Genomic DNA, 22,393 nt, shown 5'->3' on the forward strand with positions numbered 1-22,393 from the left:
TCGCCCTCGAAAAAAGGGGACGGAGGGGATTAAGTCGTTTCCCGCACAGGTGGGGTAAAGACGACTTAATCCCCTCCGTCCCCTTTTTTGGAGATTTCACCACTGTGAATAGGGATGATTGGCCAGCGCTACGTTGTAGTAGCGGGCGTCGTCGGTCACTTCGGCGCCGACCCAGTCCGGCAGGTCGATCGCCTGGTCGGCGCTGTCCAGCTCGACCTCCGCCACCACCAGGCCAGCGTTGTCACCGAGGAACTCGTCCACTTCCCAGGTCAGGCCGGCGTGTTCGACCAGATGGCGGCGCTTGTCGATCAGGCCACCGACGCACAGCGCCAGCAGGGCGCGCGCATCCTCCACCGGAATCGGATAGTCGAACTCCTGGCGGGTATGGCCGATCGTGCGCGACTTCAGGTTCAGCGCGGCGTGGTCGCCTTCGATGCGCACGCGCACCGAGGCGTTCTGGGTGCCGCGGTCGAGCGCGCCCATATCGTTGATGTAGCCCTGCGCCATCGGGATCACCCGATGCGCGGCGGTGCGCCAGCCCTCACTGCTGACGAGGAATTTGCGTTCGATTTCGATGCCCATGGCGCAATTATGCGCCACGGGTGATGACCGCCGCTCAGCGCTTCTCGAATACCGCGATGCTTTCCACGTGCGCGGTGTGCGGGAACATGTCCATCGCACCGGCACTGACCAGGGTGAAGCCCTGTTCGTTGACCAGATAGCCGGCATCGCGTGCCAGCGAGCCCGGGTGGCAGCTGACGTAGACGATGCGCTTGAACTGCTTCAGCGGCAGCTGCTGCAGCACTTCGATCGCGCCCGAGCGCGGCGGATCCAGCAGCAGCTTGTCGAAGCCCTGGCGCATCCACGGGGTGCTGCGCTGGTCCTGGGTCAGGTCGGCGCTGAAGAACTGTGCGTTGGCCAGGCCGTTGCGCCCGGCGTTCTCACGCGCACGCGCGACGAGGCCGGCATCGCCCTCCACGCCCACCACCTCGCGCACACGGCGGGCCAGCGGCAGGGTGAAGTTGCCCAGGCCACAGAACAGGTCCAGCACGCGCTCGTCCTCGCCCGGCTGCAGCAGGTCCAGGGCATGGGCGATCATCTTCTCGTTGAGCTTGGCATTGACCTGGATGAAATCCAGCGGGCGGAACGCCAGTTCAACGTCCCACGGCGCCAGCCGGAACGACAGCGGCACGCCCTGCCCGTCCAGCGGCTGCACGGTGTCCACGCCGCCGGACTGCAGGTAGATCACGAACCCATGCTGCTGGCCGAAGGCCGCCCAGGCCGCGCGGTCCGCATCGCTGAGCGGTTGCAGGTGGCGCACGGTCAGCACCACCGCCTGGTCACCGGCGATGAACTCGATCTGCGGGATGTCGCGCTTGCCATCGAGCGATTCGATGAAGGTGGACAGCGCCTCGACCTTGGTGCCGATTTCCGGAATCACCGTCAGGCATTGGCTGAGGTCGGCGACAAAACGCGGATCCTGTTCACGGAAGCCGACCAGGGTCTTGTCCTTCTTCTCGACCCGGCGCACCGAGAAGCGGCCCTTGCGGCGGTAACCCCAGCTCTCGCCGACCAGCGGCGGCAGCACGGTGCCCGGCTTCACATGGCCGATCCGCTCCAGGTTGTCCATCAGCACGCGCTGCTTGGCGACGATCTGCTGGGCCTCGTCCAGGTGCTGCAGCACGCAACCGGCACAGGTGCCGAAATGGGGGCACTTCGGCGTCACCCGCTGCGGCGAGGCCTGCAGCACCTCCAGCGTGCGTGCCTCGTCGAAATGGCGGCTGCGGGCGGTCTGTTCAGCCTTCACCACCTCACCGGGCAGGGCGCCGCTGACGAAGGTGACCTTGCCGCCCTCGCCTTCACGGCGGGCGACGCCGCGACCATCATGGCTGAGGTCGAGGATCTCGGTCTGGAACGGGGTACGGTCGGTGCGGGAGCGGGATCGGGCCACGTGGCAACAGGCTGCGGGCAAAAATGGGGGCGTATTGTCGCAGATCCTGACTGATGGGGTCCGGACCCGCTTGCGCCGGTGGCCGTCGTGCTTGATGATTGGGCCAGCTGACATGGAGGCAGCCCTGATGCAGATGACCCCGCGGGCCGCACGGCCCCGCTTCCTGCTTGTCGAGGACGACATCATCAGCCGCGGTTTTTTCAAGGCGGCGTTGGAAACGTTACCGGCGGATGTGGACACCGCAGATTCGCTGGCCAGTGCGCTGGCCAGTGCCGAACCCGGCGCGCATGATCTGTGGCTGATCGACGTCAACCTGCCGGACGGCAATGGCGCGCAGCTGCTGCGCGAACTGCGCCGATCCCATCCTGACACGCCGGCGCTGGCGCATACCGCCGACGGCGATGCCACCATCCACGCCCGCCTGCGCGAAGCCGGCTTCAGTGACACGCTGGTCAAGCCCCTCGGACGCGACCAGCTGCTGAAAGCAGTGCGCCGCGCCCTGGTCAACAGCCCGGCGGGAATTTTCGTGGCGCAGGCCCCGGCCGCCGTCGAACTGCAGGTGCAGGACTGGGACGAGACTGCGGCGTTGGCCGCGCTCAATGGCCAGCGCAACCATCTGATCGCCCTGCGCGAGCTGTTCCTGGCCGAGTTGCCCGGTGTGCGCGACGCGGTCGAGCAGGCGGTGGACCAGCACGACGAGCGCCAGCTGCGCAGCCAGTTGCATCGGCTGCAGGCGAGCTGTGGCTTCGTGGGGGCGGCCCGGTTGGGCCGGGCCGTGCGCCAGCTGCATTACGCACCCGACTCCGGGCAGGCCCAGGCGGGGTTCCGCGACGCGGTAGCTGCCCTGCTGCATTGAGGGGTGTTCGGCAGGGCTGCGCCCTGCACCCGCAGAGGCTTCAAACCAAGGCAAAAGCAACAGCAAAAGCAAAAGCTGGCATTCCGTGGGTTGGCGGGGCGGTGTCGGAGGGCGGGGACGCCGTGAACCCATCCATGGGGGCTTGGCAGCCGCATCCATGCGGCTGACACCCCGCCCTCCGACACCGCCCCACCTCTGACAGTTTTCCGCGATCGGGTAGATCCACGCCATGCGTGGATGAATCTCTATCAGATATCGAAATCAATCTGGGGTCGGATCCGTTTTCCTGCGGAAAACGGATCCGACCCCATGCCATTCCGACAGCTCGCACGAATCTGTCGAAGGCGGGGTGGGTCCGGTTGAGGGGGCGTGAGCCGCATGGATGCGGCGACCGAGCTTACATGGACGTACTTGCAGCGCCCCCTCAACCGGACCCACCCCGCCTACCCACGGACAGCCAGCTTTTGCCGTTGACGTTGCCGTTGATTCGGCTTCGGCAGGTGCAGGGCTGCAAGCCCTGCCAAAGCCCTCCCCTACCTGCGGGGCGCAAGCTGCTCGAGCATTTCCCAGGACTTCAGCCCGCGCGCGCCCAGATGATGGGCCAGGACCCGCCGCATCGGCAGGCGCAGGCTGGCCAGATCGGCGGCATCCGGCTCTTCGTCGGCCGCCAGGGCCAGCAGCGCCGAGCCAGTGGCCGCCGCCCGACGCTCCCCGCCACGCTCGCTCAGCAGGCGCTGCGCCCCCTCCTGCGGGTCCAGTTCGTAGCGCGCCGCCGGGTCGATGGGCTGGCCGTCGCTGGCACTGTCCAGCGCAAAGCCAAGGCCCAGCGCGGCCAGCAGCTCGCGTTCGTAGCGGCGCAGGGTCCAGGCCAGCCCGGCACCTATCGCCAGCCGTGCGCGTGCTTCGCCGTAAGCCAGGTACAGCTCCGGCAGCGGGTCCTGGCGCGGGGCCAGGCGCAGGGTCAGTTCACTCAGGTAGAAGCCGGCCAGCATCGCCTGGCCGACCAGGCGTGGCGCCGCATCCAGCGCTTCGGCACCCCGCAGCTGGGCCAGTTCACCGCGCTGCTGGGCACTGAAGCGGATCCACTGCAACGGCTGCAGGGCCGCGCGCAGCACCTGGCCCTTTGCGGTGGACACGCCGCGCGCGAGCAGTCCGATACGGCCGTGCTGCGCGCTCAACACTTCGACCAGCAGGCTGGTCTCGCGGTAGGCCCGTGCGTGCAGCACGAAGCCGGTGTCGTCCTCGATCATCATCGAAGCGACCGCGACCGCTTACTCGTAGCCGAAGGCCTTCAGTGCGGCCTCGTCGTCGGACCAGCCTTCACGCACGCGCACCCAGGTTTCCAGGAACACCTTGGCTCCGAACAGGCGTTCCATCTGCAGGCGCGACTTGGCGCCGATCTCCTTCAGGCGGGCGCCGCCCTTGCCGATCACGATGGCCTTCTGGCCCTCGCGCTCGACCCAGATCACCGCACCGATGCGCAGCAGATTGCCGTCTTCGGTGAAGCGCTCGATCTCGACCGTGGTGGCGTAAGGCAGTTCCTCGCCGAGCTGGCGCATCAGCTGCTCGCGCACCAGTTCACCGGCCAGGAAGCGCTGGCTGCGGTCGGTGATCTCGTCCTCGCCGAACATCGGCGGGGCTTCGGGCAGCAGCTTCAGCACGTCGCGCACCAACGCTTCCAGGCCGTTGCGCTTCTGCGCCGAGATCGGGTGCACCGCGGCGAAGTCGCGGCCTTCGGTCACCTGCTGCAGGAACGGCAGCAGCGCGCCCTTTTCCTTCAGGCGATCGATCTTGTTGACCACCAGCACCACCGGGATGCCGGCGTCGCGCAGCACGTTGAAGGCCAGGCTGTCCTCTTCGTCCCAGCGGCCGGCTTCGATCACCAGCAGGCCGGCGTCGACGCCTTCCAGCGAGCCGCGCGCAGCGCGGTTCATCACCCGGTTCATCGCCCGCTTCTGCACCTTGTGCAGGCCGGGGGTATCGACCAGCACCAGCTGGCCTTCCGGATAGGTGGCGATGCCCAGCAGGCGATGGCGCGTGGTCTGCGGGCGGTTGGAGACGATGCTGACCTTGGCGCCGACCAGGGCATTGGTCAGGGTCGACTTGCCCACGTTCGGGCGGCCGATGACGGCCACGCTGCCGCAATGATGGGGAGTTTGTTCGCTCACTTGGAATCCAGTTGTTCTAGGACGGCCGCAGCCGCCTGTTGTTCGGCAAGCCGCCGCGAGGGGCCTTCGCCCTCGGTGCTGGCGGCCGGGTCAGCTACGTTGCAGCGTACCCGGAAATGTTTGGCGTGGTCGTCACCGGATTCTGACACCAGTTCGTACTGCGGCAACGCCTTCTGTCGGGCCTGCAGCCATTCCTGCAGGCGGGTCTTGGGGTCCTTCTCGGGCCGGCCGGAGGCCGGCAGTGCCTCGATCGAAGCGCTGAACCAGGGCAGTACCACCGCCCGGCAGGCCTCGAAACCGGCATCCAGGTAGATCGCAGCCACCACGGCTTCCAGCGCATCGGCCAGGATCGAATCGCGGCGGTGGCCGCCGGACTTCATCTCGCCCGGCCCCAGCGTCAGGCGTTCGCCCAGCTGCAGCGTGCGGGCGATCAGCGCCAGCGCCCCCTCGCGCACCAGCTCGGCGCGGGCGCGGGTCAGCGCGCCCTCGTCGGTCTTGGGCCAGCGCTGGTACAGCGCTTCGGCCACCATCATGTTGACGATGCTGTCGCCCAGGAATTCCAGGCGCTCGTTGTGCGGCGCGCCGGCACTGCGATGGGTCAGCGCCTGCGTGAGCAGCGCCGGGTCGCGGAAGGGATGACCGATCAGGTCGCCACGTTGGAAAGGTTTATTCGGCACCGCTTCGGGTCAGGTCCTGGGATGAATCGAATTTGCCAACCACATCCAGGTTGCCGACCAGCGGACGGCGCACTTCGTAGTTGACCTTGAGGGTCCAGCCATTGTCGCGACGGTCGAACTTCACGTTGGCCGGCTTCACGTTTTCCGAGTAGTTGATGTACAGGCGCTTGAAGAACAGATCCTGGATCCGGGCCGGCTCCATGCTGCCCACGCCCGGCTCGTTGGCCAGGCTCTTCATCGCCGAGCGCACCGCGTAATACTCCTGGTACATCGGGAACAGCTTCATGCCGATGTACAGGAAGAAACCGACCACGATCAGGACCGTCAGGAACGAGGTCAGGGTCATGCCACGCTGCGTGTTCATCGTCTTCATTGCGTTCTCCCCAGATACGCGTTGGATGTGAAGGTACTCAGTTGATGCCCGAGCCGATCCGCGACGGCTCGAAGCCATCCTTGCAGAACCAGCCCTGGCAGTTCAGCCAGATCAGGAAGGCCTTGCCGCGCAGGTTTTCTTCCGGCAGCAGCCCCCAGAAACGGCCATCATCGCTGTTGTCACGGTTGTCGCCCATCACCAGGTACTTGCCGGCCGGCACGGTCCACTGGCCCTGGCCACGCGGGTAGTCGGTCTCCAGCACGGTGTGGGTGCGGCCCGGCAGGTGCTCGACCAGCAGGTTGGCACCCTCGCCCTGGCCCTTGTGCCCGGCATAGATGCCCTTGTTGTCGTACTTCAGCGGCTCGCCGTTGAGGATCACGCCGTCGCCTTCGAAGACCACGGTGTCACCCGGGACGCCGATCACGCGCTTGATGAAGTTCTCGCCCTTGGCCGGATCGTTGTCGCTGTGGCCGGGGAAGTGGAACACCACCACGTCACCGCGCGACGGCTCGCCAAACGGCACGATCTTGGTGTTGCTGATCGGCAGGCGCAGGCCGTAGGAGAACTTGTTGACCAGGATGAAATCGCCGATCAGCAGGTTCGGCATCATCGAGCTGGACGGGATCTTGTACGGCTCGGCGATGAAACTGCGCACGATCAGCACGATCGCCAGCACCGGGAAGAACGCACGCGAGTAATCCACCAGCACCGGCTCGGAGTCGAGCAGGCCCGCGCGCTGGGCGCGACGCTTGGCGAGGTACAGCTTGTCCGCGAGCAGGATCAGGCCCGAGGCCAGGGTCAGCACGACCAGGAGGATCTCAAACAGTTTCATTCAGGGTCCTTTGCAACGTCACCAAACGACCGGCCCCGCAGGGCCGGTGCGGGCCTTACTTGTTGTCCATCTGCAGGACGGCCAGGAACGCTTCCTGCGGAATCTCCACGCGTCCGACCTGCTTCATGCGCTTCTTGCCTTCCTTCTGCTTTTCCAGAAGCTTCTTCTTGCGCGAAACGTCGCCACCATAGCACTTGGCCAGCACGTTCTTGCGCATGGCCTTGACCGTGGTGCGGGCGATGATCTGCGAGCCGACGGCAGCCTGGATGGCCACGTCGAACATCTGGCGCGGGATCAGGTCCTTCATCTTCTCGCACAGTTCGCGGCCACGGCGGTCGGCGTGGCTGCGGTGCACGATCAGCGACAGCGCATCGACCTTGTCACCGTTGATCAGCACGTCCACGCGCACGAACGGGCCTGCGTCGAAGCGCACGAAGTGGTAATCGAGCGAGGCATAGCCGCGGCTGACCGACTTCAGCTTGTCGAAGAAGTCCAGCACCACCTCGGCCATCGGCAGCTCGTAGCTGATCTGCACCTGGCTGCCCAGGTAGTTGATGCCGATCTGGCTGCCGCGCTTTTCTTCGCACAGCTTGATGATGTTGCCGATGTACTCCTCGGGGGTGAGCACGTTGGCGCGGATGATCGGCTCGCGGATCTCCTCGACCTGGTTCACCGGCGGCAGCTTGGCCGGGTTGTCCATGTTGATGATCGAGCCATCGGTCTTCAGGACCTCGTACACCACCGTCGGCGCGGTGCTGATCAGGTCCAGGTTGTATTCGCGTTCCAGGCGTTCCTGCACGATTTCCATGTGCAGCATGCCCAGGAAGCCGCAGCGGAAGCCGAAGCCCATCGCTTCGGAGCTTTCCGGCTCGAAGCGCAGCGCGGCATCGTTCAGGCGCAGCTTGTCCAGCGCTTCGCGCAGGTCCGGGTAGTCCTCGGCATCGACCGGGAACAGGCCGGCGAACACGCGCGGCTGCATTTCCTGGAAGCCCGGCAGCGGCTTGGGCGCCGGGTCGCCAGCCAGGGTGAGGGTGTCGCCGACCGGCGCACCATGCACGTCCTTGATGCTGGCGGTGACCCAACCCACTTCACCGGCACGCAGCGCCGGCAGCACTTTCCGCTTCGGCGTGAACACGCCGACGTTGTCGACCTGGTGGTTGCGGCCGGTCGACATCACCTGCAGCTTGTCACCGGCCTTGATCTCGCCCTGCATCACGCGCACCAGCGACACCACGCCGAGGTAGTTGTCGAACCACGAGTCGATGATCAGCGCCTGCAGCTTGTCGGTGTCGCGCGGCGCCGGCGGCGGAATGCGGTGCACGATCGCTTCCAGCACGTCCTGCACGTTCAGGCCGGTCTTGGCACTGACCGGCACGGCGTCGGAGGCATCGATGCCGATCACGGCCTCGATCTCGGCCTTGGCGCGCTCGATGTCGGCGGTGGGCAGGTCGATCTTGTTGATCACCGGCACCACTTCCAGGCCCTGCTCCACGGCGGTGTAGCAGTTGGCCACCGACTGGGCTTCCACGCCCTGCGCCGCATCGACCACCAGCAGCGCGCCTTCGCAGGCGGCCAGCGAGCGGCTGACTTCATAGGAGAAGTCGACATGCCCGGGGGTGTCGATGAAGTTCAGGTGGTAGGTCTGCCCGTCCTTGGCCAGGTAGGGCAGCGACACCGACTGTGCCTTGATCGTGATGCCACGCTCGCGCTCGATCGGATTGGAGTCGAGCACCTGCGCTTCCATCTCGCGGGCCTGCAGGCCACCACAGAGCTGGATGATGCGGTCGGCCAGCGTGGACTTGCCGTGGTCGACATGGGCGATGATGGAGAAGTTGCGGATGTTCCGCATCGAATCAGAAGACATAGGTGGCGGCGGCGCGCGGCGTCGTCAGGGTAACGGTCGATTATCGCATGCCCGGCGCCCCGCCGCGAAAACGGCCGCATCGTGCCCGCCCTGGAACGGCCGAAGCCCCGCCAGGGCGGGGCTTCGGGGGGAGACGCAGGCCGCCGGAGCGGCCCCGGCGGGCCTTACTGGCCGGCCTTGACCGCCACGAAGGCGCTGTTGCCGTTGGCCGTGCGGACCAGCAGCATCACCACGTCGTCCTTCTTGAAGCTGGACAGCGCCCGGTTCAGGGCATCCACGCTGCCGACCGCGACCCGGCCAACCTGCAGGATCACCATGCCCGGCGACAGCCCGGCATCACGAGCGGCCTGGCCCTTGACCGCGGTGATACGCACGCCTTCGTTGCTGTTGAGCCCGAACTGCTTGCGCTGGGCCGCGCTCAGGTCGCTCACGTCCAGCCCCAGCAGGGCATTGACGCCGGTCTGCGGCGCCGCCTCGGCCCCGCCGGCCGCCGGCCCGCGGGCAGTGGCCTGGCCGTCTTCACTCAGTGCGGTCAGGGTCGCGCTGAGGTCATGCGGCTTGCCGTCGCGGTACACCACCAGGTTGACCTTGCTGCCCGGCGCCATTGCACCGATCAGCGGCGGCAGATCGGACCAGCTGTTGACCGGGCTGCCGTTGACCGAGCGGATGACATCGCCCACCTGCACGCCCGCCTTGGCGGCCGCACTGCCGGCCACGATCTGGTTGACCAGGGCGCCACGGCTGTCCGGCAGGCCCAGGCCCTGCGCCTTCAGCGAATCGATCGGCTCGACCACCGCGCCGAGCTGGCCCCGGGTGACCTTGCCGCTCTTCTTGATCTGCTCGACCGCACTCATCGCCAGATCGATCGGGATCGCGAAGCTGATGCCCATGTAGCCGCCGGAGGCGGAGAAGATCTGCGAGTTGATGCCGACCACCTCGCCGCGGGTATTCAGCAGCGGGCCACCGGAATTGCCCTGGTTGATCGCCACGTCGGTCTGGATGAACGGCACGTAGCGCTGGTCGGGGCCCCCCGTGCTGCGGCCGACGGCGCTGACCACGCCCGCGGTAACGGAATGGTCGAGGCCGAACGGCGAGCCGATCGCGACGACCCATTGGCCCGGCTTCAGGGTGTTGGAATCCCCCACGCGCACGGTCGGCAGGTTCTTGCCATCGATCTTCAGCAGCGCGACGTCGTACTGCTGGTCGCTGCCCACCACCTTGGCGGTGAACTCACGGCTGTCGCCCAGCTTGACCTTCACGTCGCTGGCGTCGGCCACCACATGGTAGTTGGTCAGCACATAGCCATCGGGCGAGATGATGAAGCCCGAGCCCATGCCACGGCCCTTGATGCTGGGGCCACCGTCCGGCCCACCCGGCCCCTGCCCCGGCATCGGGAAGTCGGGACCAAAGAAGCGGCGGAAGAACTCCGGCATGTCATCGTCGCCCATCGGGCCGCGCGCGGCCTGGCGATTGTTGCGGACGATGGTGGTATCGACGTTGACCACGCCCGGGCCGACCTGTTCGACCAGGTTGGTGAAGTCGGGCAGGCCACTGACCAGCGGCTGCGCCGGTGCCCGCGCGGCCGCGGCTGGCGCGGGCTGGGTCTGCGCGACGGGCGCCGCGCCTGCGCGCAGGCCGCCAGGGGAAGGGTCAGGGCCAGCAGGCCAATGGCCTGCGTGCGAAGTCGGGGAATCATCGGACGGCAACCTCCGGGTCGGATGGAAAGAGGAATACGGGCCCCGCCGACGGCGGGGCGTGAAGGCCCGGCTCAGTCGCGCGGGCGCGGCGGCACCGGCAGCTCGTCCTGCAGGCGCGGCTCGAACGGGTAGAACGCCGCGCCGCCGGCATGGGCCGGGAAGCTGGCATTGAGTGCGCCACCGGCAGCGGGCGCCAGGCTGGAGCGCGGCCACGGCCGGGCCTGCAATCCGCCCACCTCGCCGAACGGCAGGTTGCGGTTGGCGTTGGCCGGCACGGTCGGGGTCAACGGCGCCGGCGCTGCGGCGATGGCCCGTTGCGGGGCCTCATCGCGCTGCGCGGCACGCCCGGACTGCTGGGTACGCGTGGCGCTGGCACGGCGGGCGTCCTGGCGGCGGCTGGAGGCGGCCATCGCCACGGCCGGCGCAGCAGCCACGGCCATCGCGGCCGTATCCACCGACGCCTCGGTCACCGCGGCCGGTGCGGTCGGCGCCGCGCCAGTTCCGCCTGGCTGGCGATCACCTGCGGCGCCAGCGGCTCACCCGGCGTCGCCTCCTTGAGTTTCTCACCGCCGATGAACAGCGCGACGGCGGCCACCGACGCGGCCAGGGCGGCGCCGCCGCCCCAGGCCCGCCAGCCACCGCGGCGCACCTGGCGACGCGGCTCGGACGGTGGCACCGGCTCGGCGGCGATGGCAGCGGCCACGGCGGCGCTGAAGCCGGCCGGCGCCAGCGCCGGGGCCTGCCCGCGCATCACGTCGCCCAGCAGCTGCCAGCGCTCCTGGCAGCCGGCCAGTTCGGGGTCGTGCTCCATGCGGCGTAGCAGGAAGCGCGCTTCATCGGCACCGAGCTCGCCATCGACCAGCGCCGACAGCTGCTCGCGATGGCGCTGGTCCAGGCGCTGTCCGGCGGGCGATTGATGGTTCTGCGATTCGTTGAACGGGTTACTGGTCATACGCGGCTCTTCTCACGGGTGGCGCTGCCGATGTCCAACAGCGGCCGGAGTTCGGTGTCGATCGCCTCGCGCGCCCGGAAGATCCGTGAACGCACGGTGCCGATCGGGCACCCCATCTTCTGCGCGATATCCTCGTAGCTCAGGCCTTCCACCTCGCGCAGGGTGATCGCCGACCGGAGTTCTTCCGGCAGCGCGTTGACGGCCTTCATGACCGTCTGTTCCAGTTCCTGGCGCATCAACTCGCGTTCGGGCGTATCGGTGTCGCGCAGGCGGGTACCGCTGTCGAACTGTTCGGCATCGCCGATGTCGATGTCATCGGTCGGCGGCCGTCGATTGTGTGAAGCCAGGTAGTTTTTGGCGGTATTCACGGCGATTCGATGCAACCAGGTTGAGAACTGGGCATCGCCACGGAAACTCCCGATCGCGCGGTAGGCACGGATGAAAGTGTCCTGGGCGACGTCCTGACATTCGCTCCAGTCGGCGATGTAGCGACCGACCAGGGCCACGACCCGATGCTGGTACTTGCGCACCAGGACATCGAACGCGGCACTCTCGCCGTGCTGCACGCGCCGGACCAGCTCCAGATCCAGCTCCTGAGGTGTATCAACATCGGCCATGAGGGGCCGCACTCCTGTCAGCCCAACCGACGTCGGGCAATGAGACTGCCAATCCCGGGAAAAGTTCAGTCGCCGATCACCTGGCGCCGCACCAGCTTTTAACCACCGTTCCGTTAGCGTTCCGGTCCACGGCCATGGATCCGGGGACGCCACACCCCTGCTATTGGGATTTGACGCGGGGGAAACAACCTCTGGATCATAGCCGCTTCTCCATACACAACCGGATGGAACGTCCATGCTCTCAGGCTTCGATGGTCTCCGCTTCAGCCACTGGCACCCCGAGATCCGCGACGACGGCGTGGTGGTTCTCTCCCTGGATCGCCAGGACAGCAGCGTCAATGCGATGTCGCAGGACGTGCTGCTGGAACTGGGCGACCTGCTTGAGCGCATTGCCCTGGACCCGCCCAAGGGCGTGGTCATCCAGTCGTTGAAGAAGGCCGGCTTCATTGCCGGTGCCGACCTGAAGGAGTTCCAGGAATTCGATCGGCGCGGCACCGTCAACGACGCGATCCGTCGCGGCCAGGCCACGTACCAGAAGCTGGCCGAGCTGCCCTGCCCTACGGTGGCGGCCATCCACGGCCACTGCCTGGGCGGCGGCACCGAGCTGGCGCTGGCCTGCCGCTACCGTGTGGCGTCCAATGACAGCAGCACCCGCATCGGCCTGCCGGAAACCCAGCTGGGCATCTTCCCCGGCTGGGGCGGCAGCGCCCGCCTGCCGCAGCTGGTGGGCGCTCCCGCAGCGATGGACATGATGTTGACCGGCCGTACCCTGTCGGCCTCGGCCGCGCGTGGCATCGGCCTGGTCGACAAGGTGGTGGCACCGGCAGTGGTGCTCGACACCGCCGTGGCGCTGGCCCTGTCCGGCACCACCCGCCCGTTCAAGCAGCGCGCCACCGCGTGGGCCACCAACACCTGGCTGGCGCGCACGCTGCTGGCCCCGCAGATGGTCAAGCAGGTCGCGCGCAAGGCGAAGAAGGACCAGTATCCGGCGCCGTATGCGCTGATCAGCACCTGGCAGCGCAGCGGCGGCAAGCCGATCCAGGCCCGCCTGGACGCCGAACGCCGTGCGGTGGTGAAGCTGGCGAGCACGCCGACCGCGCGCAACCTGATCCGCATCTTCTTCCTGACCGAACGCCTGAAGGGCCTGGGCGGCGGTGATTCCGGCATCCGCCACGTGCACGTGGTCGGTGCCGGCGTGATGGGCGGTGACATCGCCGCATGGGCCGCCTACAAGGGCTTCGAGGTGACCCTGCAGGACCGCGAGCAGCGCTTCATCGACCCGGCCATGGAGCGCGCGCAGGCGCTGTTCGCCAAGAAGGTGCGCGATGAAAGCAAGCGCCCTGCCGTGGCCGCGCGCCTGCGCGCCGACCTGGAAGGCCACGGTGTGGCCGAGGCCGACCTGGTGATCGAAGCGATCATCGAGAACCCTGAGGCCAAGCGTGCGCTGTACCAGACGCTGGAACCGAAGATGAAGCTGGACGCGCTGCTGACCACCAACACCTCCTCGATTCCGTTGGTGGAACTGCGCGACCACATCCAGCGCCCGGCGCAGTTCGCTGGCCTGCACTACTTCAACCCGGTCGCGCAGATGCCGCTGGTGGAGATCATCCACCACGACGGCATGGCGCCGGAAACCGAGCGCCGCCTGGCCGCGTTCTGCAAGGCGCTGGGCAAGTTCCCGGTGCCGGTGGCCGGCAGCCCGGGCTTCCTGGTCAACCGCGTGCTGTTCCCGTACATGCTGGAAGCGGCCACCGCCTATGCCGAGGGCATTCCGGGCCCGGTGATCGACAGGGCTGCGGTGAAGTTCGGCATGCCGATGGGCCCGATCGAGCTGATCGACACGGTTGGCCTGGACGTGGCCGCCGGCGTCGGCCGCGAACTGGCGCCGTTCCTGGGCCTGCAGATCCCGGCCGCCCTGCAGACGGTGGAACCGGACAAGCGCGGCAAGAAGGATGGCCAGGGCATCTACACCTGGGAGAACGGCAAGCCGAAGAAGCCGGACGTGGCCAGTGACTACCAGGCCCCTGCCGATCTGGAGGACCGCCTGATCCTGCCGCTGTTGAACGAAGCGGTGGCCTGCCTGCACGAGGGCGTGGTGGCCGACGCGGACCTGCTGGATGCTGGCGTGATCTTCGGTACTGGTTTCGCGCCGTTCCGCGGCGGTCCGATCCAGCACATCCGCGCGGTCGGTGCCGATGCGATCGTCGAGCGGCTGAAGGCGCTGCAGCAGCGCCACGGCGACCGCTTCGCCCCGCGCCCGGGCTGGGACAACCCCGCCCTGCGCGAACCGGTGGTCTGAGTTCATCGGCCGGGCCTGCGGCCCGGCACCCGCAGAGGCAACGTCAAGTTCCACAGCAGAAGCCAGAGCCAAAGCGGCTCTGGCTTTTCTGTTTGTTGGGCGGGGCGGTGTCGGGTTGCGGGGACGCCGTAAACCCGTCCTTGGGGGCTTGGCCGCAGCATCCATGCCGCGGACACCCCGCAACCCGACACCGCCCCACCCCTGACAGTTTCCCGGTGACGGTGGGTGAACTGCGATGGCTGTAGGTGTCGACCTTGTTCGGCACGGATCATTACGAACTGGTGGGTGTCGACCTTGGTCGACACCAGGAGCGAAGCGACCCGCGTTTGATTTTGATTTTCTTTTTTCTTCTCCGTGGCTGGACGCACACGGAAACTGTCAGAGGTCGGGCGGGTGGGTTGCGCAGGACCGTTGGCGCCATGGATGGCGCCATCGAGCCCCCATGGGTGAGGGCGCTTTGCTTGCGAAGCACTGCTTCGCAAGCGCCCGAACGCACAGCCGCCAGCGGCTGGGCCGGACCGCGGAGCGGGGTTTACGGCGTGTCCTGCGCAACCCACCCGCCCGGCCAAGCGCGGCTTTTGATCTTGCTTCCGCCTTCAGCGACCACCCCCACAGCCACGAGGGGCTGCGCCGTTGGCTGGAACACCCTGTTACCCGCATGGGGCATGTACCCATCACGACCACATGCCATGCTGGCACCCTTGATCCCTGCCAGCGAGAACGCCCGCATGACCACCATCATCGCCCCGCGCGTGCATGACATCGGCGGCCTGGAAGTCCGTCGCGCCGTCCCCACCCTGCAGGCGCGCAGCATCGGTTCGTTCGTGTTCGTCGACCAGATGGGTCCGGCACTGATGCACCCGGGCACCGCCATCGACGTGCGTCCGCACCCGCACATCGGCCTGGCCACCGTCACCTACCTGTGGTCGGGCGCGATCGGGCACCGCGACACGCTGGGCTCGGATCAGGTGATCCGCCCCGGTGACGTCAACTGGATGACCGCCGGCCGCGGCATCGCCCATTCCGAGCGGACGCCGCAACCGGACCGCGACCATGACAATCCGATCCACGGCATGCAGACCTGGGTCGCGCTGCCGAAGTCGCACGAGGAAATCGAGCCGGCGTTCTACCACCATGCCGCTGCCACCCTGCCCGAGCAGCGCCGCAACGGCGCCTGGCTGCGTGTGATCGCCGGCCGCGCCTACGGCGAGGAATCGCCGGTGAAGGTGTTCGCCGACACCCTCAACGTGGCCATCGATCTCGACCCCGATGCCGAAATCGATATCGACGACGGCCACCGCGAGCGCGCGCTGTACATCCTCGAAGGCGAGGCGCAGCTGGATGGCGTGGACATTCCTGCGCAGCACCTGGTGATTCCCGAGGCCGGCGCACGCGGCCGCCTGCGCGCGAAGACGCCGGTGAAGGCGATGCTGTTTGGCGGTGAGCCGCTGGATGGCCCACGCCACCTGTGGTGGAACTTCGTGTCCAGCTCGAAGGAGCGCATCGAGCAGGCCAAGCAGGACTGGGAGGCCGGTCGCTTCGGCACCATCCCCGGCGACGACAAGGAATTCATCCCGCTGCCGCAGTACTGAACATCGCGTGTTGCACACATCCGAAGGTGTATCCCTGCACCCGGCGTTGACGCTACAGTCACCCGCTGATCACTGAAATGTGACATAAATCACACTTTAGACCGTCAAACGATTGCAACACATGAGCATGGGTAAACGCTTGTCCGCCGAATTCCTCGGCACGTTCTGGCTGGTTCTGGGGGGCTGTGGCAGTGCGGTGCTGGCCGCCAAGTTCGGTGGCGACGGCAATCCGCTGGGGATCGGCTTCCTGGGCGTGGCGCTGGCCTTCGGCCTGACCGTGGTGACCGGCGCCTATGCGTTCGGCCATATCTCCGGCGCGCACTTCAACCCGGCAGTCAGCGTCGGGCTGTGGGCCGGTGGTCGCTTCCCCACCAGGGATCTGGTGCCGTACATCATCGCCCAGGTTGCCGGCGGCCTGCTGGCCGGCTTCATCCTGCTGCAGATCGCCTCCGGCGCCAGTGGCTTCGCCATCGATGGCAGCCAGGCGGGTGCGTTCGCCAGCAATGGCTATGGCGCGCTGTCGCCCGGTGGATACAGCGTGGCAGCCGCCTTCCTGTGCGAAGTGGTGCTGACGGCGGTGTTCCTGATCGTGATCATGGGTTCCACCCACGGCAAGGCACCGGCCGGTTTCGCCCCGCTGGCCATCGGCCTGTCGCTGACCCTGATCCACCTGATCAGCATTCCGGTCACCAACACCTCGGTGAACCCGGCCCGCTCCACCGCCGTGGCCTTCTTTGCCGGCAGCGGCGCGGTCAGCCAGCTGTGGCTGTTCTGGGTCGCCCCCCTGCTGGGCGGCGCGATCGGCGGCCTGATCTACAAGTGGATCGGCAACGACCGCTGATCCATGAGGCACCCATTGCGACCGCCCTGCGGCCGCAATGGTTACGTCTGTAACCGCGAATTGTGCGATTGCTCACGTTCCGTTAAGGTTGAGTTGACCATCCGTGCACATGCCGGAAGGGGCGGCATCCGGGGATGGGATGCCATGCCGCCGGGCCTGCTGGCGGAGCCAAACAACTCATCACCTTGGGGGATGCATGAAGTTCGTGCCTGTCATCTTGTCGAGCCTGTTGTTCGCCGCGGCCCAGGCCGCCGCGCAGGCACCGTCCGAATGTCCTTCGCTGCCGGCCAGCAGTGGCCTGCAGTGGCAGCAGCAGGTGCAGGCCGATTTCCTGGTCTGCCGCGCCAGCACCGCTGACGGTCGCGAAGTGCTGAGCCTGATGCTCAGCGCGCGTGATCCCGCCATTCCGTTGAACCGCTCGCTGCGCCAGGAAAAAGGCAGCTTCGGCGGTGAATCGCTGTACTGGTACCAGCCCGACCTGGGCGGCCAGCAACCGCCGGGTTACGCCGAACGGCGCATCAGCGTGGTCAAGATCGACAAAGGGCGTTACGCGCAGATTGCGCTGTATCCGGACAGCGCGCAGGAGCTGGGCTCACTGCAACAGCTGGCGCAGGGCATGAGCCTGACGCCGTCGGCCGTGGCCGCCGGGCGCTGAAGGTGACGGGGATGACTGCCTGGCAGCATCCCCGCAATACACCTCGATCCGCAGGTAGTGCCGGCCGCTGGCCGGCAAACCCTTCGATCCTGATCAAAAGCAGTTGCCGGCCAGTGGCCGGCACTCCCTCAGAACCTGCCTTCCTGGAAATCGACGAAGGCCTGCATCAGTTCCTGCCGCGTGTTCATCACGAACGGGCCGTGCCGCATCACCGGCTCGCGCAACGGACGGCCGGCCACCAGGATCAGCCGCGCGCCTTCGCTGCCGGCCGACACGTGCAGCTGTTCGCCACCGCCCAGCACCGCCAGTTCCTGGCGCGCGACATCGCGGGCGGCATCCTGCTCGCCCACCGTCAGCGCACCTTCGAACACGTAGGCAAAAGCGTTGTGGCCCTCCGGCAGCGTGTAGGTCCAGGCGCGGTCGGGCGCCAGCGTGATGTCGAGGTAGAGCGGCTCGGTGGCCGGCTGCACGATCGGGCCGCGGGTGCCATCGACCGTGCCGGCGATCACCTTCACTTCCACGCCGGCGGCCGGCTGCACCACGGGAATGCGCTCGGGCGCGAACTCCTGGTACTTCGGCGCGGTCATCTTCTCCTTCGCCGGCAGGTTCACCCACAGCTGGAAGCCGCGCATCTGCCCGCTTTCCTGCTCGGGCATCTCCGAGTGCACCAGGCCGCGGCCGGCGGTCATCCACTGCACGCTGCCCGGGGTCAGCAGGCCCTCGTTGCCGTGGTTGTCGCGATGCCGCATGCGTCCATCGAGCATGTAGGTGACGGTCTCGAAACCGCGATGCGGGTGTTCCGGGAAGCCGGCGATGTAGTCCTCGGCCCGGTCGGTGCCGAATTCATCGAGCAGCAGGAACGGGTCCAGGTCCGGCAGCGTCGGGCCGCCGATGACGCGGGTCAGGCGCACGCCGGCACCGTCGGACGTGGGCATGCCACGGATGGTCCGCAGCACGCGGACCGGTTCGGGAAGGCTCATGGCGACTCCTGTTGGATGGATGCCGGTCAAGATGGACGCCACGCGGCCTTACGCCAATGGATGGCACCGCAACCGATTGTTCCATCCCTGATGTTCGCTGCACGTCAGCACCACCGTCGTACGACCAAAGTACTACCGCCGATTCGTCCTGTGCCAATTGACCCTGTCGAGGGCACGCGGGACTCTTTGACTGTCTTTCCGGGAGAGAGCACCTCATGAAAGGGTTTTCCAAACTGGGCTGGGCGGTACTCGCCCTGCTCGGCGCATTCTGTCTGGGCACCGTGGCCCTGCGCCGCGGCGAGCACATCAACGCACTGTGGATCGTGGTGGCCGCGGTCTCGCTGTACCTGGTCGCCTACCGTTTCTACAGCCTGTTCATCGCCAACAAGGTGATGCAGCTGGATCCGACCCGGGCCACCCCGGCGGTGATCAACAACGATGGCCTGGACTACGTGCCGACCAACAAGCACGTCCTGTTCGGCCACCACTTCGCCGCCATTGCCGGTGCCGGCCCGCTGGTCGGCCCGGTGCTGGCCGCGCAGATGGGCTACCTGCCCGGCCTGCTGTGGCTGGTGGTGGGCGTGGTGCTGGCCGGCGCAGTGCAGGACTTCATGGTGCTGTTCCTGTCCAGCCGTCGCAACGGCCGTTCGCTGGGCGACCTGGTGCGCGAAGAGATGGGCCAGGTGCCCGGGACCATCGCGCTGTTCGGCGCGTTCCTGATCATGATCATCATCCTGGCGGTGCTGGCGATGGTGGTGGTCAAGGCGCTGGCCGAAAGCCCGTGGGGCATGTTCACGGTGATCGCGACGATGCCCATCGCGATCCTGATGGGCGTGTACATGCGCTACATCCGCCCCGGCAGGATCGGCGAGATCTCGGTGGTCGGCCTGATCCTGCTGCTGGCCGCGATCTGGTACGGCGGCAAGGTCGCCGCCGACCCGGTGTGGGGCCCGGCGTTCACCTTCACCGGCACCCAGATCACCTGGATGCTGATCGGCTACGGCTTCGTCGCTTCGGTGCTGCCGGTGTGGCTGCTGCTGGCCCCGCGTGATTACCTGTCGACCTTCCTCAAGATCGGCACCATCATCGCGCTGGCCATCGGCATCCTGGTGGTCATGCCGGAACTGAAGATGCCGGCGCTGACCCAGTTCGCCGCCAGCGGTGATGGCCCGGTGTGGAAAGGCGGCATGTTCCCGTTCCTGTTCATCACCATCGCCTGCGGCGCGGTATCCGGTTTCCACGCGCTGATTTCCTCCGGCACCACGCCGAAGCTGCTGGCCAATGAAGCGCACATGCGCTACATCGGCTACGGCGGCATGCTGATGGAATCGTTCGTGGCGGTGATGGCACTGGTGGCGGCCTCGATCATCGATCCGGGCATCTACTTCGCGATGAACAGCCCGGCGGCGGTGATCGGTGCCGATGTGGCCTCGGCGGCGCACTACATCACCAACACCTGGGGCTTCACCATCACGCCCGAGCAATTGACCGCGACCGCGGCGGCGATCGGTGAACCGACCATCCTGCATCGTGCAGGTGGTGCGCCGACCCTGGCGGTGGGCATCGCGCAGATCCTGCACGAAGCGATACCCAGTGGCAGCGACGCGATGATGGCGTTCTGGTACCACTTCGCGATCCTGTTCGAAGCACTGTTCATCCTGACCGCAGTGGACGCCGGCACCCGCGCCGGGCGCTTCATGCTGCAGGACCTGCTGGGCAACTTCGTGCCGGCCCTGAAGAAGACCGAGTCGTGGACCGCCAATATCATCGGTACCGCCGGCTGCGTGGCGCTGTGGGGCTACCTGCTCTACACCGGCGTGGTCGACCCGTTCGGCGGCATCCAGACCCTGTGGCCGCTGTTCGGCATCTCCAACCAGATGCTGGCCGGCATCGCGCTGATGCTGGGCACGGTGGTGCTGTTCAAGATGAAGCGTGACCGCTATGCGTGGGTCACCGCGGTACCGGCGGTGTGGCTGCTGATCTGCACCACCTACGCCGGCTTCATCAAGATCTTCGACAGCAACCCGGCGCAGGGCTTCCTGGCGCAGGCACACAAGTTCCAGGCGGCGCTCGCCAGCGACACCATCACGGCACCGGCCAAGTCGGTGGCGCAGATGAAGCAGATCGTGGTCAACGCCTACGTCAACACCGGCCTGACCGCGCTGTTCCTGCTGGTGGTGGGTGCGGTGCTGGTGTATTCGATCAAGACCATCCTGGCGGCACGCCGCAATCCGCAGCGCAGCGACCGCGAGACCCCTTACGTGGCATTGAAGCCGCATGAAATGGTGGACCTGTGATGAGCACGCAACTGGTTCCCGTGGGGCAGTACCAGGCGCACCGCCGCATCTGGCGGCGCCTGGTGCAGACCGCACGGCTGTGCTGTGGCATTCCCGATTACGACAACTACGTCCGGCACATGCTGGAAAAGCACCCGGACCAGGAGCCGATGGACTACAAGACGTTCTTCCGCGAGCGCCAGGAAGCGCGCTACGGCGGACGCAACGGTGGCCGCTGCTGTTGAGGAGTGAGGTGGGTGCCGGGCTTGCAGCCCGGCCCCCACCTTCGACAGATTTCCGGTGACGGCGAGAAGCATCAGGGGTCAGATCCGTTTCCTCCGGGAAACGGATCTGACCCCTTCTTTGTTCATGGGTCTCGATGAAGTGCATCCACGCATGGCGTGGATCGACCGCCGATCGCGGGAAAGCGCAGCCAGGGCGCCCCACTCAGCCGTTGGCCATCCACTTCAGGATCAGGCCGGTGACATAGGCCAGCCCGGTACCGGTGGCATAGCCCACGGTACCCAGCAGCACGCCCACCGGCGCCAGCGTCGGGTGGAACGCCGCGGCCACCACCGGTGCCGACGCCGCCGCGCCGATGTTGCCCTGCGAACCGATCGCAAAGAAGAACAGCGGCGCGCGCAGCAGCTTGGCTACCCCCCACAGCACCAGCACGTGCGTGGCCATCCAGATCGCGCCGAGCAGGAACAGCCACGGCCGATCCAGCAGCGACAGCAGGTTCATCTGCATGCCGATGCAGGCGATCAGGAAGTACAGGAACACCGTGCCCAGCCGTGAAGCGCCTGCCGCTTCCAGCCGGCGTGCACGGGTGAAGCTCAAGCCCAGGCCCATCGCCGTGGACAGCAGGATCACCCACACGAACTGGCTGTCCAGGCTGAACTGGCTGGCCCAGCTGACGTTGGCCTTGAACCAGCCCGACAGCGGTGCGGCGATGGCGTGGGCCAGGCCGACGCCCCCCAGTGCCACGCCGACGATCACCATCAGGTCGGTCATGCTGGGAATGCGCGCGTTCTGTGCCTCGTAGGCGCTGATCCGTGCCTTCATCTCGTCGATGGCGCGGGTATCGGCCCCGTTGCGGGTGTCGATCTGCTGCGCGCGGTTGGCCAGGAACAGCAGGATCGCCATCCACAGGCTGGCACAGGCCACGTCGACCACGGCGAACTGGCCGAAGGTGGTGGCGTCGGTGCCGAACACCTCGCGCATGGCCACCATGTTGGCGCCGCCCCCGATCCAGCTGCCGGCCAGCGCGGCCATGCCGGCCCAGGTATCACCGGCCACGGTTTCCGGGTGGATCAGCTTCATCAGCTGGAACGAGACGATCGCACCGAGCATGATGCCGGCCGTACCGGCGCAGAACACGATCAGCAGCTTCGGGCCGAGCTTGGCGATGCCTTTCAGGTCGATCGACAGCGTCAGCAGGACCAGCGCGGCCGGCAGCAGCACGTCACGCGCGACCGGGTTGTACAGCGAGGTGTTGTGGCCATCGATGACACCGGCGGTGTTGTAGATGGCGGGGATGAAGTAGCACAGCAGCAGGGCCGGCACCCAGGCGAAGATCTTCTTCAGCAGCGGCGTCGGACCACTGGCGGCCCAGAAGATCAGGGCCAGGGTGGCGGCAATCAGGCCCAGTCCAACGATGTCGTTGCTGATCAGGGCAGGAGCGGGTTCGGTCGGCATGGGATCCTCTGTCGATCGAAAGAGCGGAAAAAAAAGCGCCGCATAAAGCGGCGCAGGTTGAGATT

The 22,393-nt window shown here is 67.0% G+C and carries 18 protein-coding genes and 2 pseudogenes; 7 read left to right on the forward strand and 13 right to left on the reverse strand.

What is annotated here, in order from left to right; genetic code table 11:
- Positions 1 to 96: 96 nt before the first annotated feature.
- Positions 97 to 582, reverse strand: a complete 486-nt coding sequence (locus tag NSQ78_RS16035) for a CYTH domain-containing protein (protein ID WP_053506380.1) — start codon at positions 580 to 582, stop codon at positions 97 to 99.
- A gap of 34 nt (positions 583 to 616) precedes the next feature.
- A complete protein-coding gene (gene rlmD / locus NSQ78_RS16040) occupies positions 617 to 1,951 on the reverse strand; it encodes a 23S rRNA (uracil(1939)-C(5))-methyltransferase RlmD (protein WP_064238982.1) in 1,335 nt (444 codons plus the stop codon).
- 127 nt (positions 1,952 to 2,078) lie between these two features.
- On the opposite strand from rlmD, the gene NSQ78_RS16045 reads away from it, so the two are divergent.
- Positions 2,079 to 2,807, forward strand: a complete 729-nt coding sequence (locus tag NSQ78_RS16045; RefSeq protein WP_057493175.1) for a response regulator — start codon at positions 2,079 to 2,081, stop codon at positions 2,805 to 2,807.
- A gap of 533 nt (positions 2,808 to 3,340) precedes the next feature.
- Here the strand turns inward: NSQ78_RS16045 and recO are convergent.
- The 9 genes and pseudogenes from recO to rpoE form a co-directional block, all read right to left on the reverse strand.
- Entirely contained in the window at positions 3,341 to 4,060 is a 720-nt protein-coding gene (gene recO / locus NSQ78_RS16050; RefSeq protein ID WP_064238983.1) for a DNA repair protein RecO, read from the reverse strand.
- Between the two features lie 18 nt (positions 4,061 to 4,078).
- The gene (gene era / locus NSQ78_RS16055) at positions 4,079 to 4,975 is read right to left on the reverse strand and encodes a GTPase Era (protein WP_005410599.1); all 897 of its coding nucleotides are present in this window, start codon (positions 4,973 to 4,975) and stop codon (positions 4,079 to 4,081) included.
- The gene (rnc, locus tag NSQ78_RS16060) at positions 4,972 to 5,652 is read right to left on the reverse strand and encodes a ribonuclease III (protein WP_053461035.1); all 681 of its coding nucleotides are present in this window, start codon (positions 5,650 to 5,652) and stop codon (positions 4,972 to 4,974) included. The genes era and rnc overlap by 4 nt, the downstream gene beginning before the upstream one ends.
- A complete protein-coding gene (locus NSQ78_RS16065; RefSeq protein WP_049464366.1) occupies positions 5,642 to 6,025 on the reverse strand; it encodes a DUF4845 domain-containing protein in 384 nt (127 codons plus the stop codon). Before NSQ78_RS16065 ends, rnc begins: the two co-directional genes overlap by 11 nt.
- A 37-nt stretch (positions 6,026 to 6,062) precedes the next feature.
- Complete coding sequence (gene lepB, locus NSQ78_RS16070) at positions 6,063 to 6,857, reverse strand: signal peptidase I (protein ID WP_049464368.1); 795 nt, start codon at positions 6,855 to 6,857, stop codon at positions 6,063 to 6,065.
- Between the two features lie 55 nt (positions 6,858 to 6,912).
- A complete protein-coding gene (gene lepA / locus NSQ78_RS16075; RefSeq protein ID WP_049435304.1) occupies positions 6,913 to 8,706 on the reverse strand; it encodes a translation elongation factor 4 in 1,794 nt (597 codons plus the stop codon).
- Between the two features lie 179 nt (positions 8,707 to 8,885).
- Positions 8,886 to 10,417, reverse strand: a pseudogene (locus tag NSQ78_RS16080) (DegQ family serine endoprotease).
- 72 nt (positions 10,418 to 10,489) lie between these two features.
- Positions 10,490 to 11,370 (reverse strand): annotated as a pseudogene (locus NSQ78_RS16085) (sigma-E factor negative regulatory protein).
- Positions 11,367 to 11,987, reverse strand: coding sequence for an RNA polymerase sigma factor RpoE (gene rpoE, locus NSQ78_RS16090; RefSeq protein ID WP_014038091.1), 621 nt, complete (start codon positions 11,985 to 11,987; stop codon positions 11,367 to 11,369). Before rpoE ends, NSQ78_RS16085 begins: the two are co-directional and overlap by 4 nt.
- A 235-nt stretch (positions 11,988 to 12,222) precedes the next feature.
- Here rpoE and NSQ78_RS16095 point away from each other — a divergent pair, with 235 nt between their 5' ends.
- From NSQ78_RS16095 to NSQ78_RS16110, 4 genes are all read left to right on the forward strand, one after another.
- A complete protein-coding gene (locus NSQ78_RS16095) occupies positions 12,223 to 14,286 on the forward strand; it encodes a 3-hydroxyacyl-CoA dehydrogenase NAD-binding domain-containing protein (RefSeq protein WP_049466844.1) in 2,064 nt (687 codons plus the stop codon).
- Between the two features lie 728 nt (positions 14,287 to 15,014).
- A complete protein-coding gene (locus NSQ78_RS16100; protein WP_064239677.1) occupies positions 15,015 to 15,878 on the forward strand; it encodes a pirin family protein in 864 nt (287 codons plus the stop codon).
- Positions 15,879 to 15,999: 121 nt separating this feature from the next.
- On the forward strand, positions 16,000 to 16,719 hold the full coding sequence (aqpZ, locus tag NSQ78_RS16105) for an aquaporin Z (RefSeq protein WP_057493448.1): 720 nt from the start codon (positions 16,000 to 16,002) through the stop codon (positions 16,717 to 16,719).
- Between the two features lie 196 nt (positions 16,720 to 16,915).
- Complete coding sequence (locus NSQ78_RS16110; RefSeq protein ID WP_049467474.1) at positions 16,916 to 17,374, forward strand: hypothetical protein; 459 nt, start codon at positions 16,916 to 16,918, stop codon at positions 17,372 to 17,374.
- A 128-nt stretch (positions 17,375 to 17,502) separates the two neighbouring features.
- Here the strand turns inward: NSQ78_RS16110 and NSQ78_RS16115 are convergent, their stop codons facing one another.
- Complete coding sequence (locus tag NSQ78_RS16115; RefSeq protein ID WP_064238987.1) at positions 17,503 to 18,354, reverse strand: pirin family protein; 852 nt, start codon at positions 18,352 to 18,354, stop codon at positions 17,503 to 17,505.
- 215 nt (positions 18,355 to 18,569) lie between these two features.
- On the opposite strand from NSQ78_RS16115, the gene NSQ78_RS16120 reads away from it, so the two are divergent.
- Positions 18,570 to 20,651 carry a carbon starvation CstA family protein gene (locus NSQ78_RS16120; protein ID WP_064238988.1) on the forward strand — a complete coding sequence of 694 codons (2,082 nt, stop codon included), beginning with the start codon at positions 18,570 to 18,572 and terminating at the stop codon, positions 20,649 to 20,651.
- The gene (locus NSQ78_RS16125) at positions 20,651 to 20,875 is read left to right on the forward strand and encodes a CstA-like transporter-associated (seleno)protein (protein ID WP_049467479.1); all 225 of its coding nucleotides are present in this window, start codon (positions 20,651 to 20,653) and stop codon (positions 20,873 to 20,875) included. The genes NSQ78_RS16120 and NSQ78_RS16125 overlap by 1 nt, the downstream gene beginning before the upstream one ends.
- 202 nt (positions 20,876 to 21,077) lie before the next feature.
- On the opposite strand, the gene NSQ78_RS16130 is transcribed toward NSQ78_RS16125, so the two are convergent.
- On the reverse strand, positions 21,078 to 22,328 hold the full coding sequence (locus tag NSQ78_RS16130; protein WP_057493449.1) for a DUF819 family protein: 1,251 nt from the start codon (positions 22,326 to 22,328) through the stop codon (positions 21,078 to 21,080).
- Positions 22,329 to 22,393 lie beyond the last annotated feature (65 nt).

Origin of the sequence: Stenotrophomonas sp. FSL W7-1447, assembly GCF_037966425.1 — a bacterium.
In the GTDB taxonomy this organism is placed as follows: domain Bacteria; phylum Pseudomonadota; class Gammaproteobacteria; order Xanthomonadales; family Xanthomonadaceae; genus Stenotrophomonas; species Stenotrophomonas pavanii.